Here is a 14536-nt window from a genome sequence, read left to right as displayed (position 1 = left end):
TTCAGTTGGTGCGCTTGCCCAGTACGTGGCTGGCGTCTTCGACGTCCAAGTACAGCTGGTCGACCTGACGCTCGGTCAGGCGCACGCGCATACGAAGCCAAAAAAGCACCAAGAAGATTCCCAAAAAGGCGAGCATGCTGATCGACGCGGCGAGCTTCATCTCCGGGGCGAGTCCGCCGCCGCCTTCTCGCTCGACGACCGGGTGCAGCCCGCCCCATTTCTTGACCGCGTAGTGAATGATCGGGATGTCGACAAAGGCGATGACCGCCAAGACAGCGGCGATTTTGCGTACTTGCTCGCTCTTTCCGGAGAACGCGCGCAGCAAGCCGTAGCCGCCGTACAGCAAAAAGAGCACGAAGGTCGCGGTCAGCTGCGGGTCCCAGGTCCACGCCACGCCCCAGGCTTTGTACGCCCACAACGGCCCGGAGATGAGTACGTAGGCGCAAAAGATGAGCCCGAGCTCCACGCCGGTCAGCGCGGCGATATCCCAGCCGCGGTTAGGCTTCAACAGGTAGACCAGACTGGCCACCGAGGTGATCGTAAAGCCGGCGTACATCACCATGGCCGACGGCACGTGCACGTAAAAGATCTTCTGGACGATGCCCATCGATGCTTCGACGGGGGCGTAAAAGAAGATCAGGTACAACGCCGCCAGAGTGGCCAGTGCCGTGAGCACCACCAGGGCCGGAAAGAACTTGTCTATTGCTTTAATCATCGCTTTTTTGAGCCTAAAGGCATCTCCGCAAGAAAATGCACCAGAGCCCCGCGCCATTCCCGCCAGCGATTAACATAGTGGGGTGGCCCGGTCTAGGGCGGTCGCAAACGGAGTGGCGGCCCCGCCTCGCTCGCCAGCCTTTCTCAGGCCGTCGTGATTGCGTGACCACAGGGGCTACTGTATACTCCCGCAGGGTAAGGATAAGTCACAACCCGGACCAGACGAAGCTGTTGCCATGATCCCGAAGCGAATCTTCGAACAATCGATTCGGCGCTATTTCAAGCCGATCGTACCCTATCTGGAAGATAGTTCCGTTGGCGAAATCATGATCAACGGTCCGGACGACATCTGGATCGAGGTCAGCGGCAAGCTCAAAAAGACCGACGCCAAGTTCGACACCGTCGATGACTTGATGGGCGGCGTCAAAAACATCGCCCAGTACGTCGGCAAGACCCTCAACGAGATGAACCCGCGCATGGACGCGCGTCTGCCCGACGGCAGTCGTGTGCACGTGGTGTTGCCGCCCTGCGCCCAAAACGGCATCAGCGTGGCGATTCGTCGCTTCGGCACCTTCTCGCTGAATATGGAGAAGCTCATCGAATTCGGCAGCGTCACCCGCGACGCCGTCGATTTTATCGATGTCTGCGTCAAGATGAAGCGCAACCTCGTCGTCGCCGGCGGAACGGGCAGTGGTAAGACCTCGCTTCTGAACTGCATTTCGCTGCTGATCGACCCGAATGACCGCATCATCGTCATCGAGGACTCGACCGAATTGCAGCTGCAGCAGCCACACGTGCTCATGCTCGAGGCGCGCAAGCCCGACGCGCGCGGCCGCGGCGAAGTGACCATCGGAGACCTTTTCCACTCGGCCATGCGTCTTCGCCCCGACCGTATCGTCATCGGTGAGATTCGCGGCGGCGAGGCGCTCTCCTTGCTGCAGGCGATGACCTCGGGCCACGGCGGCTCGATGACCACGACCCACGCCACGTACCCCGACGACACGTTGCGCCGCCTGGAGACCATGGCGATGATGTCGAGCGTGGAGATGCCGCTTCAGGCGCTTCGTAGCCAGGTCGCCTCGGCGGTCCAGATGATCGTGCAGACCAGCCGGTTCAACGACGGCTCGCGCAAGATCACGCATATCGTCGAGGTGCTCGATCTGGCCGACAACGGCGAATATCAGATTCACCCGCTCTTCGAGTTCAAGCATCGCGGCACCGACGACGACGGCACGGTCATCGGTCAACTCGAGCCGGTGGGCAACCTGCCAACTTTCATGGAAGAAGCCGAATCGCGCGGCATCAAGATCGACGAGGGCTGGTTTCGCCGCTGATTGACCCCGGCGAGGCAAGCTCCCGCCACGGCCGGCTCCCTTTGGGGCCACGCCGACCGGCGCGCGCGCCACAAGTGACGCTAAACCCAAAGAGCTCATGTCCGACGATAGATTCAAGCAGGCGCGACGCAGCCTGATCGACCGCAACAAGCAGCGGCAGCGCGAGCAGGACCAGGGGCAACCTGGCACCGCCAGCGGCAACGACGACTTTCACGAGGATGAAAAGACTCTGATGGTCAACGTCGACCGGCTGCAGCAGGGCCCGCCTAGCGGACCCCAACGCTCCGCGCCCCCTTCGGGCCACGGCGGCGGCCAGAATCGCGGCGGCCCAAATGGCGGCGGCCCAAATGGCGGCGGCCCAAATGGCGGCGGCCAGAACAGCGGCGGCATCCACGCCGGCGGTGACTTCGCCGACGACGACTTCGCCGAAGAGGCCACCCAGATGGTCGATCTGCACGGCCTGCAGCAGGGCGCCGGCCGCGTCGAAGAGAGCACCGAGCCGCATCGCGAAGCGTTGTCGGTCGGCTCGTCGCCCTCCCCGGCCCCCAGCCACGGCGGCAACCAGCAGGTCTTCGCCCCTGGCGGAGGCGGCGGCTATGAGGGCAAAACCGACTTCATCAACATCAACGACTTCGCCCAGCAGAACGCCGAATTCGCCCCCGACTCCAGCTCGGCGGGCTACGAGGGCAAAACCGCCTTTATCCAGATCGACGATCTGCAGGGCTCGCAGCAACAGCAAGCGTCGGGGCCGCAGGGGCCGACGAATATCGCCAACGACCAGATGCTGCGCCAGAGCTACCAGTTCGGCCCGCAGTCCATCCAACAGGGCGAAGTCACCCTCATCTTTGCCCAGAATCCGCTGGGACGCCCCGTCGTGTTGCGCCAGGTGTGGGCCGGCGATCCGTCACAGATGCCCCCGGATATTCGCCAGCGCATCGCCCAACTCGACGCTCTGGAGCACCCCAGCCTGGTCAAGCTCAACGGGGTCTTTGCCACCCAGAGCGGCCTGTGGGCCGACCTGCAAAAGCCCGAGGGTTACCGACTGTCGGCGGTCCTCCAGCAGCACGGGCCCCAGGACAAAGAGAATGTCATCGACTGGATGAAACAGGTCGCCGAAGTGCTCGACCTGATTCACGACGCCGAGTTGCTCTACGGCAACCTGACGCCCGACGCGATCTGGATTCAAGAAGACAACTCCATCGTGCTCGAGCCGTTCGACCTTCTCAGCTTCGAGAAGCGCGGCGACCTGGGCCCGTACGGCGCCCAAGAGCTCAAGCGTCCGCCGCAGGACCGCCAGATGTCGCCTGCGACCGACGTCTTCAGCTTGGCCGCTGTGGGTGCAGCCGCGCTCACCGGCCTGCCCTTCCACGCCGAGAAGCTGTCGAATTACGACGACCAGAAGCTCGCCAAAAAGCTCGAAGCGGCCTTGTCGGCTAACCCGGCCGAGCGCCCCCAACGTGCCAGCGAGCTGACCGACGCCCTCAAAGCCGGCGGCGGCGTGTCGCTCGACGGGTTGAGCCTGAACCCGGCCGAGCTCGACATCAAGATCGTGGCAGCCATTGCCGTGCTCCTCTTGGGCGGCTTTGCCGGCTACATGTACTGGAACAAGCAGCAGGCGCAGAAGGCTCGCCAAGCGCAAGCTCGTCAGGCGGCCATCGCCAAAAAGCAGCAAGAGGCGGCGCAACCGGCCGGGGGCTCCCCGGCAGCGGGCTCGGAAGCCGGCAATGCCGGCGCAGGTAGCGAAGCGGGTGCGCCCGCCGCAGCCGGTGCCGTCGCGCCCCCCGGTGCGGTGCAGAGCGATCCGCGCCTGACCATCGTCAGCAGCTATCGGACCAACCCGCCCGCTGACGGCGGCGACAAGAAGATGAGCGACGAAGAGGCGGCCGCCGAGGCCAAAAAGCTTCGCGCCGAGGCGCAGAAGCACCTCAAAGACGCCAAGAACAGCGGTTCGCTCGAGGAGTACAAGGCCGCGCTGACCAAGCTCACCTCCGCAGTACGCCTCAGCGGCGGAAAGCCCAACGACGAAGACCAGAAGATGCTCGAGGAGCTCACCTCCGAAAAAGAGGTGCGCCAATTCCGCGACGATCTTCGCAAGGACATCGACAAGGCGCTGGCTGAGGGCGCCGTGGGTGAAGCGAGGCTCAAGTACAAGCGACTGCACTCGGTCGACTATCGCGCAGACGCGATCGGGTTCTTCCATCGGGCGACCAGCGCCGAGGTGCGAACCGTGCACGAGCCGGCGGAAAAAGCAGACGAAGACGAGGACTGAACGAGACGCTCGCACTTTTGACTCGAGCACGACACTGCGTACTGCAGAGCGGCTGGCCAAATCAATTTAGATCCATGGGCCGCCCGATGCGTTAACAGCCAATACGGCTCGAAACCACGGAATCTGCGGTGCAGGAGACACTTATGACGACATCAACTTTGCGCGACTCGACGGCTCATCGCTTGTCCCGGCTCGAATGGACCCGGCTGGCTGGCCCACTCGCCGTGCTGCTGGCCCTTCTGCTCACCGCCGGTTGCGGCGAACAGGAGAAGAAAGCCGCTCCGAAGGTCCATCAGTTCGAAATCAACGTGTCGGTCAGCGACGAGAACGACAGCCCCGTCGCCGAAGCACCGGTACTGCTGGACGGCAAGACGGTCGGCTTCACCGATCGCGACGGCCTCTTCGAGGCGGTCATCAACGAGCAAGCCGGCGCTCAGGTGGAAGTGGCCATCGGCAAGATGGACGAGTACCTGGTCCCCGAGGACGCCGTCGCCGGCGGCACGCTCAAGCTGTCGAAATCGCTCGACGGCAAGAAGAAGCCGGTGCCTATCACCCTGCAGACCTCCGTTCGCTCGGCCCGCAAGGACTACTTGGTCTGGCTCGATACGAATTGTGGGAAATATTTGGGCAGCGAGAAATGTCAAAACATACCGGTGAAGCATAACGACCAGGTCGTCGCGCATACCGACGAGGAGGGTCAGGCTCATTTCAGCTTTCAGGGCGTGCCCGGCGACAAAGTCACCGTCAGCCTGGAGACGCCGACCTACAAGCCCAGCGCCGACGACGATGAAGACGACACCTTCGTCATGAAGCCCGAGAGCCCGAGCTACGACATCGAGTTGGGTCTCGACTCCGAAGTGTTGCGCATCACCGAAGAATTCAGCGATCCCGTAGCTGCGGCCAAGGCCAAGAAGAAGGCCAAACGCCGACGGAGTTACCGACGCGCGAAGCGCCGAAAGGCAGCAAAGAAGGCGAAGAAGAAAGAAGCGAAAAAGAAGAAAGACGACGGCGTCATCGACCTGTGGTAGCACTCGCAATGACCCGGTCTCTTTCGTAAACGAGGCCGGGACTTTTCCCATGAACGAAGCCGCATCCGACAAGCTGACGGACCGATTTGGGCGCAAGCTCACCTACATGCGCATCTCCGTCACGGACCGATGCAACTTTCGGTGTGTGTACTGCATGCCCGCCGACGGTCTTCCGTTCGCCCCGCGCGAGGAGTTGCTCAGCTACGAAGAGATCACCGAACTGGTCGAGGTCTTCGCCGCCCAGGGCGTGCGTCGCGTGCGCATCACCGGCGGCGAGCCGCTGGTGCGCGCCGAGTTGCCTCGGCTGGTGGCGATGCTCAAAGAGGTCGACGGCATCGACAAAGTGGCGATGACCACCAACGCCTTTTTGCTCAAAAAGTACGCCCAACCGCTCGAAGACGCCGGCCTCGACAGCGTCAATATCAGTCTCGACACCCTCGATCCTGCTCGTTTCAAGGAGATCACCCGCGTCGGCAGCCTCGAGCGTGTGCTCGAAGGCATCGAGGCCGCTCGCCAGGCGGACTTCTCTTCGATCAAGCTCAACGCGGTCATCGTCGGAGGCTTCAACGACGACGAAATGCCCGCTCTCGTCCGCTTCGCCATGGAGCGCGACCTGATCATGCGCTTCATCGAGTTCATGCCCATCGGGGACACCGTGTGGGCCGAGGGCAAAGGCGACTGCGTGCCGGCGCGCACGATGCGCGAGACGCTCTCGGAGCATTGGACGCTCGAAGCCGACACCGAGCGCTACGGCACCGGCCCGGCGCGTTATTGGCGTCTGCACGGCGCCGACACTCCCGACGAAGGCCATCCTTTCGGCATTATCAGCGCGGTCACCGAGTGTTTCTGCGCCGCGTGCAACCGCGTGCGTCTGACCTCGGTGGGCGGTCTGCGCGCCTGCTTGGCCGATGACCAAGAGGTCGACCTGCGCGAGCCCCTGCGCACCGTCGACGATCCCCAGCGCCGCCGCGAAGTCGTCGAGCACCGCATCCAGATGGCGCTCTTCGGCAAAAAGGAGCGCCACGCGTTCGACATCGACGGCGGCTCGGTGACCAACAAACAGATGACCTCCATCGGCGGATGAGCGCGGATTGGTAAGATAATTTCCAATCCTCGCTTCGATTTCACCATATGATCCCCCCTTGGGCCGCCCTGGCGGCGGCTGCGCACGATTTTCGCTGACACAGCCCCGAAGCCCTCTCCTTGTCTTTCCTGCCCATTTTCAGTAACGAGGGATCGGGTCGAGCAGGCGTCGAGAGCCGCCGCTTGCCACCGACCCCACAGGTGCGCTGATTCAGAGTATTCAATGAACCTGTTGTACGGGAATGCCGAGGCGCGCATTCTCGTTGTCCACACGCGACTCTCTAACGCGTTGGTGATCCGGAGGCGGTATATGATGGAGTCCAACCACACCCCAAATGACCCCCGAGAGCCTTTCGAAGAGTTCGATGACCTGGAGTCGTCGAACGCCGACGGAGGAAGCAGTTGGCCGATAGTGCTGGCGCTCTTGGTGGCGGTAAGCTTGGTCGGCTACGTGATTTTCGACGGGCTCGAAGCGGAGACGTACTTTTACACCGTCGACGAGGCGGTGGCTCAAGGCGACGATCTCGTCGGCCAGACGGTACGCATCAAAGGCAAAGTCGAGCCCGGCTCGATCGAAGGCGAGGCCGGCACGCTGGGACGCAAGTTCCAGGTGGCCGAAAAGGGCAAGACCATCTGGGTCACCTACGACCGCGCCCTGCCCGACACCTTCGAGGAGGGCGTGGAAGTCGTGGCCCAAGGCACCGTCAACGACAGTTACACGCTCGAGGCCGACGAGGTCATGGTCAAGTGCCCCAGCCGCTACGAAGGCCAGGGCCCTCACCCGGAGGGGATCTCCAAAGAAGGTCCTCAGGCCAAGCGCTGAAAATTTGAGTTCTTCGAACCGTGGGTAGCCCCCGATGAGTACAATCGGCAACTTTGCGATTTACTTCGCCCTTTATGTGTCTGTGGTTGGCGTGGCGCTGTCGTTTGTCGCCGGCCGAACCGGCAGCAATCGCTTTTTGCACGCCAGTCGCTTTGCTGCGTTCACCTCCTTCGGCTCGATCGCGGTGGCATCGAGCGTGCTCATGCACGCGTTGATCACCCACGATTTCAGCCTGGAGTACGTCGTTGGCAACACCGACCAGTCGATGCCGCTGTTTTACCTCATCGGCGCCTTCTGGGGCGGCCAAGCCGGCAGCCTGCTCTTCTGGGTGAGCGTCGTTGCAAGCTTCACGGCCCTGTGCTTGTGGGTCTACCGAGACTCCTATCGCGAATTCATGCCGTGGGTGACCATGGTCTGCCTGGCGGTGATCGCCGGGCTCTTGTCTATCCTCGCCTTTGGATCGAGCCCCTTCGAGGTCTATGACGTCGTCAAAGATCCGGCCACCGGCCAGGGCCTCAACCCGCTCTTGCAGACCCCGAAGATGGTGCTGCACCCGCCGTCGCTGCTGACGGGCTTGGCTTCGATGACCGTGCCGTTTGCGTTCGCCATCGCCGCCTTGATCACCGGAAGCTCGAGCTCGAAGTGGGTCGAGGCGGCCCGCGCCTGGATTTTGGTGCCCTGGCTCTTTCTGTCCATCGGCAACATCTTGGGCGGCATGTGGGCCTATGAGGAGCTTGGCTGGGGCGGCTACTGGGCCTGGGACCCGGTCGAAAACGCCTCGTTCATGCCCTGGCTTCTGGCTACCGCGCTCATCCACTCGCTGATGATTCAAGAGCGCCGTGGCATGCTCAAGCGTTGGAACGTCGGCCTGATGATCGCCACGTTCCTGCTGACCATTTTCGGCACGTATATCACCCGCAGTGGACTCATCGAATCGGTCCACACTTTCGCTCAGAGCGATATCGGCGACTATTTCCTCGCCTTCCTGCTCACCGCGACCGTCATCAGCGTCTCGCTCTTCGCTTGGCGATGGAAGAGCCTCAAGAGCACCCAGAAGCTCGACAGCGTGGCCAGCCGCGAGGCGAGCTTCATGCTCAACAACTGGCTCTTCTTGGCGATGACCGTGGTCGTCTTCTTCGGCACGCTGTGGCCCAAGATCAAAGAGGGGCTGACCGGTCAAGAAGTCTCTATCGGGCCGCTCTGGTTCAACAAATGGATGATCCCGCTGGGCATCATCATGCTCATCATGATGGGCGTGGGCACCGTCATCGCCTGGCGTCGCGCCACCTGGAAGAATTTCCGCCGTGACTTCGTCGGCCCCCTGGTCGCCACCGTCATCGGCACTCCGGCGCTCATCTTCGGCTACTGGTACCTGCGCGGCCAAGGCCTCGGCGTCGAGCCGACCGGCCTGGAAGCGTTCTACGCGGTCACCACGGTCGCCGGCTGTATCTTCGTAACCGCCACCATCGTCCAAGACTTCTACCGTGGCATCTCCGCACGTATGCGCGCCCACGAAGAGTCGGCCATCGACGCCCTGATGAAGCTGTTCAAAAAGCAGCGGCGCCGCTACGGCGGATACATCGTGCACCTGGGCGTGGTCTTCGCGTTTCTCGCGTTTGCCGGCAACGCCATGAAGATCGAAAAGGACGTCGCCCTGCAGATCGGCGAGTCGGTCACCATCGGCGACTACGAGATGACCTACCGCGGTCTGAGTGAGAAAAACCCGCCCGGCAAGCTGCTGATCCTCGCCAACATGGACGTGACTCGCAACGGCGAGCACGCCTTCGAGATGCACCCGGGTAAGGCCAAATTTGGCGACCACGAGATGATGACGAGCGAGATCGACATCCGCTCGAATCCCATCGAAGACTTCTACGTGGCGTTCGTCAGCGCTTCGCAGGGCGGCCAGTCGGCCACCTTCAAGGTCTTCGTCGGCCCGTTTACCTGGTGGTTCTGGATCGCTTGTCTGGTCATCATGCTCGGAACATTCATCTGTCTGTGGCCCACCCGCGACGCCATGAGAGCCCTGGGACGAAACCCGATGGGCTTCGGACGCTCGGTCGCCGCGATGTCGCTCATCGCCGTGTCGTGCATGCCGATGGTGGTCTGGCAAATCGAGTCGGACACCGACTGGGGCTCGGCGCTGCGCTGGGAGAAAGCTGACCTGACCCAACCCCAAGAGGCCCCTCCCTCCGCGGCTGATTTCGCTGTTCAAGTCACAGAGGAGCCGTCATGACGCTTCTGTTGATCATCGCCTCGGCCATCTTCACGTTGGTCGCGGCTTACCATCTGGTGCTCCCCTTCCTGACGACTCACGAGCAGTCGTTGCGCTTCGAGGTGCTCGACGAAGACCTGCGCAAGGTCGAGGAGCTCGCCGCGCGCAAGTCGTCGCTCCTGCAGACGCTGCGCGACGTCGAGTTCGACTACGAGACGGGCAAGATCACCGAGAATGACTATCGCGACCTCAAAGCCCGCTACGAACGGCAGGCGATCGAGGTCATGCGTGAGCTCGACAACCTCCATGGAGGGCGCGGCTGGGAAGAGGCCATCGACGCCGAACTCGACCAGCGCGTGGCCAAAATTCGCGCCGAGCGCGAGAAGGCGCCGGCCGAGTCGACCTCGCCCAAACTCATCGACTGTCCCGAGTGCGGCCATGAGATGGAGGCCAACGCACGGTTTTGCAGCCAATGTGGCACCACACTCGCTGACGTGAGCACAAGCAAAGCCAACATAGACGACCAAACATCCCCTATGGAATCACGCGCTCTGCCCAATTCGGGCTCGGAGGTGGCGACATGAAAGTCTTTCGACACGTCTCCTCGAGCCTCCTGTGCGCGCTGCTCGCCACCGCCCTTATCCCCGGTGTGGCCAGTGCTCAGGACAACCAAGCTTCTGAGGCCAAACAAGCGCCCGAGGCTAAACAAGCGCCCGAGGCTGAAACCGCCGCGGCCGACGCCAAGCCGGCAGCTCCCGACACAGCCGAGGCCGAAGCGACCTTCTCGGTCCCGGTCAAAGTCGTCCGCGGTGGCAGCGACGGCGAAGCGCTCGGTTCCAAGCCTGTCATCTTGCGCGCCGCGCGCCCCAAGGGCCCCTTCGAACAACAGGACCCTGCGCCGGCCCGCGAGTGGACGGCGGTGACCGACGCCTCGGGCACGGCCACCTTCAAAGGCATCCCTGCCAACCTCGCCGAAGAGGGGCTTCGCCTGCATGCGTTGACCACCCACGGTGGTATGACTTTCAAGAGCGCGCCCAAGGTGCCCGCACGGGGCGTCACCCTCGAGGTCCCGGTTTACGAGCGCGGCAACGACCTCTCGACGGTCAAGATTCAGGACCTGCAGACGATCGCGCACGTCTGGGAGGACAACCTGTACTTCCAGCAGTTCTACCGGCTGACCGTCGACGGCAATCAGGTCTTCGACACCTCGCTGTTGACCGGCGAGGAGTACGAGCACGGCATGCCACTCGACCTGCCCCTCAAAGCAAGGGGCATCGAGGCACAGGCCGCAGGTCCGACCAAGGTCATCGAAAGCAGCGTCTTCTGGAAAGGCACACTCAAGCCGGGCGAAGCCGTGCCGATCAGCGTCAGCTTTTCGATGACGGCCAACCGCCCCCAGTTTTCCTTTTCGCAGGAGTTCGACTATCCCGTCGAAGACGTGTCGGTGGTCGTGCCGCTCGAGCCCGCCAACGAGCGCGTTAAAATTCGGTACTTCTCCGACTTGACGATCGCCGCGCCGGGCTTCGACCCGGACAACGTCGGCGTCGACCAAGGCGCGCTCGGCTCACAAAATGGCGGCCTCTTTTTGACCGCCAAGAATCGCAGCATCGAGCCTGGCGGCACGCTTAAATTCCAGCTCGACGGCCTCCCCTTCAACCGCCCGATCGGCGCGTGGACGGCCCTGGGACTCGGTATTTTGGGCGCCCTCTTCGTCTTCGGGTTCGCGCGACGCGAGAAGAAGCGCGTCGAAGAATCGCACAGCTCCGGCGAGCTCATCACCATGCTCGAGCGCGAGCGCGAGGAGCTTCTCGACGAGCTCGCCCTGCTCGAAGAGGACTACGAGGACGGCCGCGTCTCCGAGCTCGAATACGAGCGCGAGTCGCTGCTTCTGCGCGAGCGCATCGCGCTCGTCATGAAGAAGATCGGCGACCTCGAGGACAAGGCAGCATGAAGTCGATTCGGCTCCAGTCGGTCTCGCGGGTCTTCGGGCGCACCTTTGCGCTGCACCGCGTCTCCCTGGAGCTCGAGCCCGGCACTTTGACCGGTCTTGTCGGCGACAACGGCGCCGGCAAGACCACCCTTCTCAACATCCTCGCCACCCTCGACAAGCCGTCCGACGGCGAGGTCCACTTCGGTCGCCACGACTGGACGACCTTTGCTCAAAAGGGCCGTCACAAAATCGGCTGGGTCAGCCACGACTCGCTGGTCTACGGCGAGCTGACCGGCCGAGAGAACCTCGAATTCTTCGCGACCATGTACGGCCTCGGCGACGGCGCCGCCCTCGCCGATCGCTGGCTCGAGCGCGTAGGGCTGACCCGTGCGGCCGATCGGCGGGTCAACGCCTACTCGCGCGGCATGAAACAGCGACTGACATTGGCTCGAGCGCTGCTCCACGAGCCGGCGATCTTGCTACTCGATGAGCCGATGACCGGCCTCGACCAAGACGGCCGACGCGAGATGTCCGAGCTCTTCATGCAGCTTCGCGACGAGGGCCGCCTGCTCGTACTCATCACCCACAGCCTCGACATGCTCGAGGGCCTGGCCGACCGCCTGGCCGTCTTGCGTCGCGGCAAGCTCACCCACTTCGGGCCCGTCGAAGCCGACGAGGACGTCGCCGACACCTACAAAGTCCACGCTTGATCGGGAGCTAACCGCAAAGGTCGCCAAGGACGCAAAGGACGCCAACCGAGATCTTCCTTTGTGCCCTTTGCGAGCTTTGCGCCCTTTGCGGTTCACTCGTTTTCTTGTAGCACATCTCTCATGAACCCGACGTTTCTCCGACAGACCCTGGCCATCATCCGAAAGGACCTGCGCCGCGAGATGCGCACCGGCGAGACGCTGGTGACGACGACGGCGTTCTCGGTGCTGCTGATGGTCATTTTTACCTTCGCGTTCTATCAGAACGAGGAGACGGTGGCGTTTGTCTTTCCGGGAATTCTGTGGGTGGCGGTCGTCTTCGCCGGTATGTTGGCGATCGGACGCACCTTCGCGCAGGAAAAAGAGAGCGGCACGCTTCGCGCGCTGGCGCTCATTCCGAACACCCATACCAGCCTCTACATCGGCAAACTTGCCGTTAATCTGCTCTTTATGTTCGTCTTCGAGGCGGTGCTCGTGCCGCTTCTCATCCTGGCGTTCAACGTCGATGTGGGCGGGGAGTTGGGCTGGTATCTGCTCACGCTTGGCGCCGGCACGCTTGGATTCGCCGCGCTGGGCACGCTGATTTCGGCGATGCTCGTGCACAGCCGGCTCAAGGACGTGCTGCTGCCGATCGTGCTCTTTCCGCTGATCGTTCCCCTCGTGATCGCCGGGGTCAAATCGACCGCGCTTTTGCTCGGCGACGGTAGCCTCGAAGCCGTGTGGGACTGGGCGAAGATCATGGTCGCCATCGACGGCGTCTTCGTCATCGGCTCGATGCTTCTGTTTCGCTGGGTCCTCAGCGCCATCGAGTAGCTCAGCGCCACTGCGTCAGATGGTCTGTCTGATCGCTTCGCATGAACAAAAGATGCGCCTCATCGACGCCGACCAAAGTCCATGCCGGATCTCCCTGCAGGACCTGGACGAGTCGCCACTGCTCGCGCGGCGACAACAGCATCGTTCGGATCCCGTAGCGCTCGACCACCTCCCGCCACCCCTGTTGCGCACGCGACAACTGGAAGTACTCGTCCCACACGGCCTCGGGAATCAGCTCCATGCGCTGGTCGACGAAGGCGACCTGATTGGTTCGCGCGTCGGTCGGACCGATGCCCAACGCGAAACCCAAATAACCACCCGAGGCTTGGTCGTGAAAGATCGTCCCGGGATAGCCCCGTTCGGCGAGCTGAGAGACGAGGCGCGTGGGGCTGTCGACCTTCAAGAGCCCCTGGGCCGGCGGGGTACGCCGCGCCACCCCGGCGCGCAACTCACTGCCGACATCGTGTAGCCAAAGCCCCGGCTGGCTTGCCACAGCTGCCGCGACGAGCACCGCCGCTGCTACCGCGTGGGCGACGCCCTGAGCCTGGCTCGTGCGATCTTCCCACCACGGGTCGAGCGAGAGCAACGCGCTCAGATGACGAGGCACGACCATCAGCATCACGGCCCCCCACCAAAACATCTGACGCACCGCGCTGACTGCCAAATAGGCGGTGGCCGCGAACAAAACGGCCTCGAAAAGGCGCACCTTCTTTCGGCGAAGCGCCAGCACTACCAAGCTCGCCGTCAGCGTAAGCAAGACGACCACGCCCATGGGCGTGTCGATGCTCGGGGGCTGCCACTCGGTGACCGTCTCAGAGACCTGCGAGACGAAGGTAAGCTCCCAGACATACACGAAGATGTGGGGACCGAGTGGGTTGAGCATCGCCGCCAGGCTCACTGCCAACACCGTGCCGCCCCACCAGCCAATCTGCACGGGATCGAAGGTGCGCTCCTCGATCCAGTGTTCGACCACGAGCGATCCGCCGGTGAGGCCGGCGAGCACCGGCACCAGCATGAACGTACCGTGAAGGTTGGCCCACAGGGCTGTGAGCGGCACGAGGACGAGCAGCCAAGGTCGGCGAAGGCGCTCGGTCGCGACGGCAAACAAAACGCCTACGAGCAGCACATAGGGGACGAAGGCGAACATCTGTGTGCGCACTCCGAAGACGGGCCCGCTGACCACCGCGGTCAAGAGCGCCAGGCCCCCGACGACGCGCGGATCCCGACAGCGCATCAGCGCCGCGCCGACAATTCCGGCCCATGCAGTCGCCGCTAGTGCGTTTCGCAACACGATCGGCCCGGCGTGTCCGAACGCCTCGTAGAGCGCATACATCGCCCACTGCCCGAGCCAAGGCTGATCGAAGAACGCCGCGTCGGCCTCGAGTGTGTAGAGAAACAGATTTTCGGTCGGAATGCCGCCGGTGGCCGCGATGAGCTTTCCCATCGCCAGATGCCACCAGTAGTCGTGTGGGCCGACCGGCTCGAGGCTGAGCCGAATCAGAATGCCGACGACGGGCGCCAACAACCAGATGGCCGCCAGGGGGAGCGGCCATTGAAGATAACGCCGCGGCGGCTTGGAGGTGGAAGTGGAGTCGGAGGAGTGATGCGCCATAGACCTCG

General features: G+C 63.0%; 12 protein-coding genes. 10 read left to right on the top strand and 2 right to left on the bottom strand.

The features are described 5' to 3' along the window. Position 1: 1 nt before the first annotated feature. On the bottom strand, positions 2-715 hold the full coding sequence (locus FIV42_RS21390) for a cytochrome c biogenesis protein (protein ID WP_168210842.1): 714 nt from the start codon (positions 713-715) through the stop codon (positions 2-4). Between the two features lie 235 nt (positions 716-950). Here FIV42_RS21390 and FIV42_RS21385 point away from each other — a divergent pair, with 235 nt between their 5' ends. From FIV42_RS21385 to FIV42_RS21335, 10 genes are all read left to right on the top strand, one after another. Next, positions 951-2048 (top strand): CpaF family protein, encoded by a 1098-nt coding sequence (locus tag FIV42_RS21385; RefSeq protein WP_141199666.1) that lies wholly within the window; start codon positions 951-953, stop codon positions 2046-2048. A 97-nt stretch (positions 2049-2145) separates the two neighbouring features. Then, on the top strand, positions 2146-4317 hold the full coding sequence (locus FIV42_RS21375; protein ID WP_168210841.1) for a protein kinase domain-containing protein: 2172 nt from the start codon (positions 2146-2148) through the stop codon (positions 4315-4317). A gap of 143 nt (positions 4318-4460) precedes the next feature. After that, positions 4461-5345, top strand: coding sequence for a hypothetical protein (locus tag FIV42_RS21370; protein ID WP_141199663.1), 885 nt, complete (start codon positions 4461-4463; stop codon positions 5343-5345). Positions 5346-5394: 49 nt separating this feature from the next. Next, a complete protein-coding gene (gene moaA / locus FIV42_RS21365; RefSeq protein ID WP_141199662.1) occupies positions 5395-6429 on the top strand; it encodes a GTP 3',8-cyclase MoaA in 1035 nt (344 codons plus the stop codon). A gap of 309 nt (positions 6430-6738) precedes the next feature. Continuing rightward, on the top strand, positions 6739-7251 hold the full coding sequence (locus FIV42_RS21360) for a cytochrome c maturation protein CcmE (RefSeq protein WP_168210840.1): 513 nt from the start codon (positions 6739-6741) through the stop codon (positions 7249-7251). Between the two features lie 34 nt (positions 7252-7285). Beyond that, positions 7286-9487, top strand: coding sequence for a heme lyase CcmF/NrfE family subunit (locus tag FIV42_RS21355; protein WP_141199660.1), 2202 nt, complete (start codon positions 7286-7288; stop codon positions 9485-9487). Beyond that, entirely contained in the window at positions 9484-10050 is a 567-nt protein-coding gene (locus tag FIV42_RS21350) for a zinc ribbon domain-containing protein (RefSeq protein WP_141199659.1), read from the top strand. Before FIV42_RS21355 ends, FIV42_RS21350 begins: the two co-directional genes overlap by 4 nt. Next, entirely contained in the window at positions 10047-11417 is a 1371-nt protein-coding gene (locus tag FIV42_RS21345) for a hypothetical protein (RefSeq protein ID WP_141199658.1), read from the top strand. The genes FIV42_RS21350 and FIV42_RS21345 overlap by 4 nt, the downstream gene beginning before the upstream one ends. Further along, entirely contained in the window at positions 11414-12106 is a 693-nt protein-coding gene (locus tag FIV42_RS21340; protein WP_141199657.1) for an ABC transporter ATP-binding protein, read from the top strand. Before FIV42_RS21345 ends, FIV42_RS21340 begins: the two co-directional genes overlap by 4 nt. A 120-nt stretch (positions 12107-12226) precedes the next feature. Further along, a complete protein-coding gene (locus FIV42_RS21335) occupies positions 12227-12916 on the top strand; it encodes a heme exporter protein CcmB (protein WP_141199656.1) in 690 nt (229 codons plus the stop codon). A gap of 1 nt (position 12917) precedes the next feature. Here FIV42_RS21335 and FIV42_RS21330 read toward each other — a convergent pair whose 3' ends face one another. Continuing rightward, positions 12918-14528, bottom strand: a complete 1611-nt coding sequence (locus FIV42_RS21330; protein ID WP_141199655.1) for a hypothetical protein — start codon at positions 14526-14528, stop codon at positions 12918-12920. Between the last annotated feature and the right edge of the window lie 8 nt (positions 14529-14536).

The organism is Persicimonas caeni, from assembly GCF_006517175.1.
GTDB classification, from domain to species: Bacteria; Myxococcota_A; Bradymonadia; order Bradymonadales; family Bradymonadaceae; genus Persicimonas; species Persicimonas caeni.
This window is presented reverse-complemented; position numbering and strand designations above follow the sequence as displayed.

Excerpts from the sequence above, each read along its gene's own strand:
- FIV42_RS21385 (WP_141199666.1), top strand. The coding sequence starts at position 951 with ATGATCCCGAAGCGAATCTTCGAACAATCGATTCGGCGCTATTTCAAG.
- FIV42_RS21360 (WP_168210840.1), top strand. The coding sequence starts at position 6,739 with ATGATGGAGTCCAACCACACCCCAAATGACCCCCGAGAGCCTTTCGAA.
- FIV42_RS21345 (WP_141199658.1), top strand. The coding sequence starts at position 10,047 with ATGAAAGTCTTTCGACACGTCTCCTCGAGCCTCCTGTGCGCGCTGCTC.
- FIV42_RS21350 (WP_141199659.1), top strand. The coding sequence starts at position 9,484 with ATGACGCTTCTGTTGATCATCGCCTCGGCCATCTTCACGTTGGTCGCG.
- FIV42_RS21330 (WP_141199655.1), bottom strand. The coding sequence starts at position 14,528 with ATGGCGCATCACTCCTCCGACTCCACTTCCACCTCCAAGCCGCCGCGG.
- FIV42_RS21370 (WP_141199663.1), top strand. The coding sequence starts at position 4,461 with ATGACGACATCAACTTTGCGCGACTCGACGGCTCATCGCTTGTCCCGG.
- FIV42_RS21390 (WP_168210842.1), bottom strand. The coding sequence starts at position 715 with ATGATTAAAGCAATAGACAAGTTCTTTCCGGCCCTGGTGGTGCTCACG.
- FIV42_RS21355 (WP_141199660.1), top strand. The coding sequence starts at position 7,286 with ATGAGTACAATCGGCAACTTTGCGATTTACTTCGCCCTTTATGTGTCT.
- moaA (WP_141199662.1), top strand. The coding sequence starts at position 5,395 with ATGAACGAAGCCGCATCCGACAAGCTGACGGACCGATTTGGGCGCAAG.
- FIV42_RS21340 (WP_141199657.1), top strand. The coding sequence starts at position 11,414 with ATGAAGTCGATTCGGCTCCAGTCGGTCTCGCGGGTCTTCGGGCGCACC.
- FIV42_RS21335 (WP_141199656.1), top strand. The coding sequence starts at position 12,227 with ATGAACCCGACGTTTCTCCGACAGACCCTGGCCATCATCCGAAAGGAC.
- FIV42_RS21375 (WP_168210841.1), top strand. The coding sequence starts at position 2,146 with ATGTCCGACGATAGATTCAAGCAGGCGCGACGCAGCCTGATCGACCGC.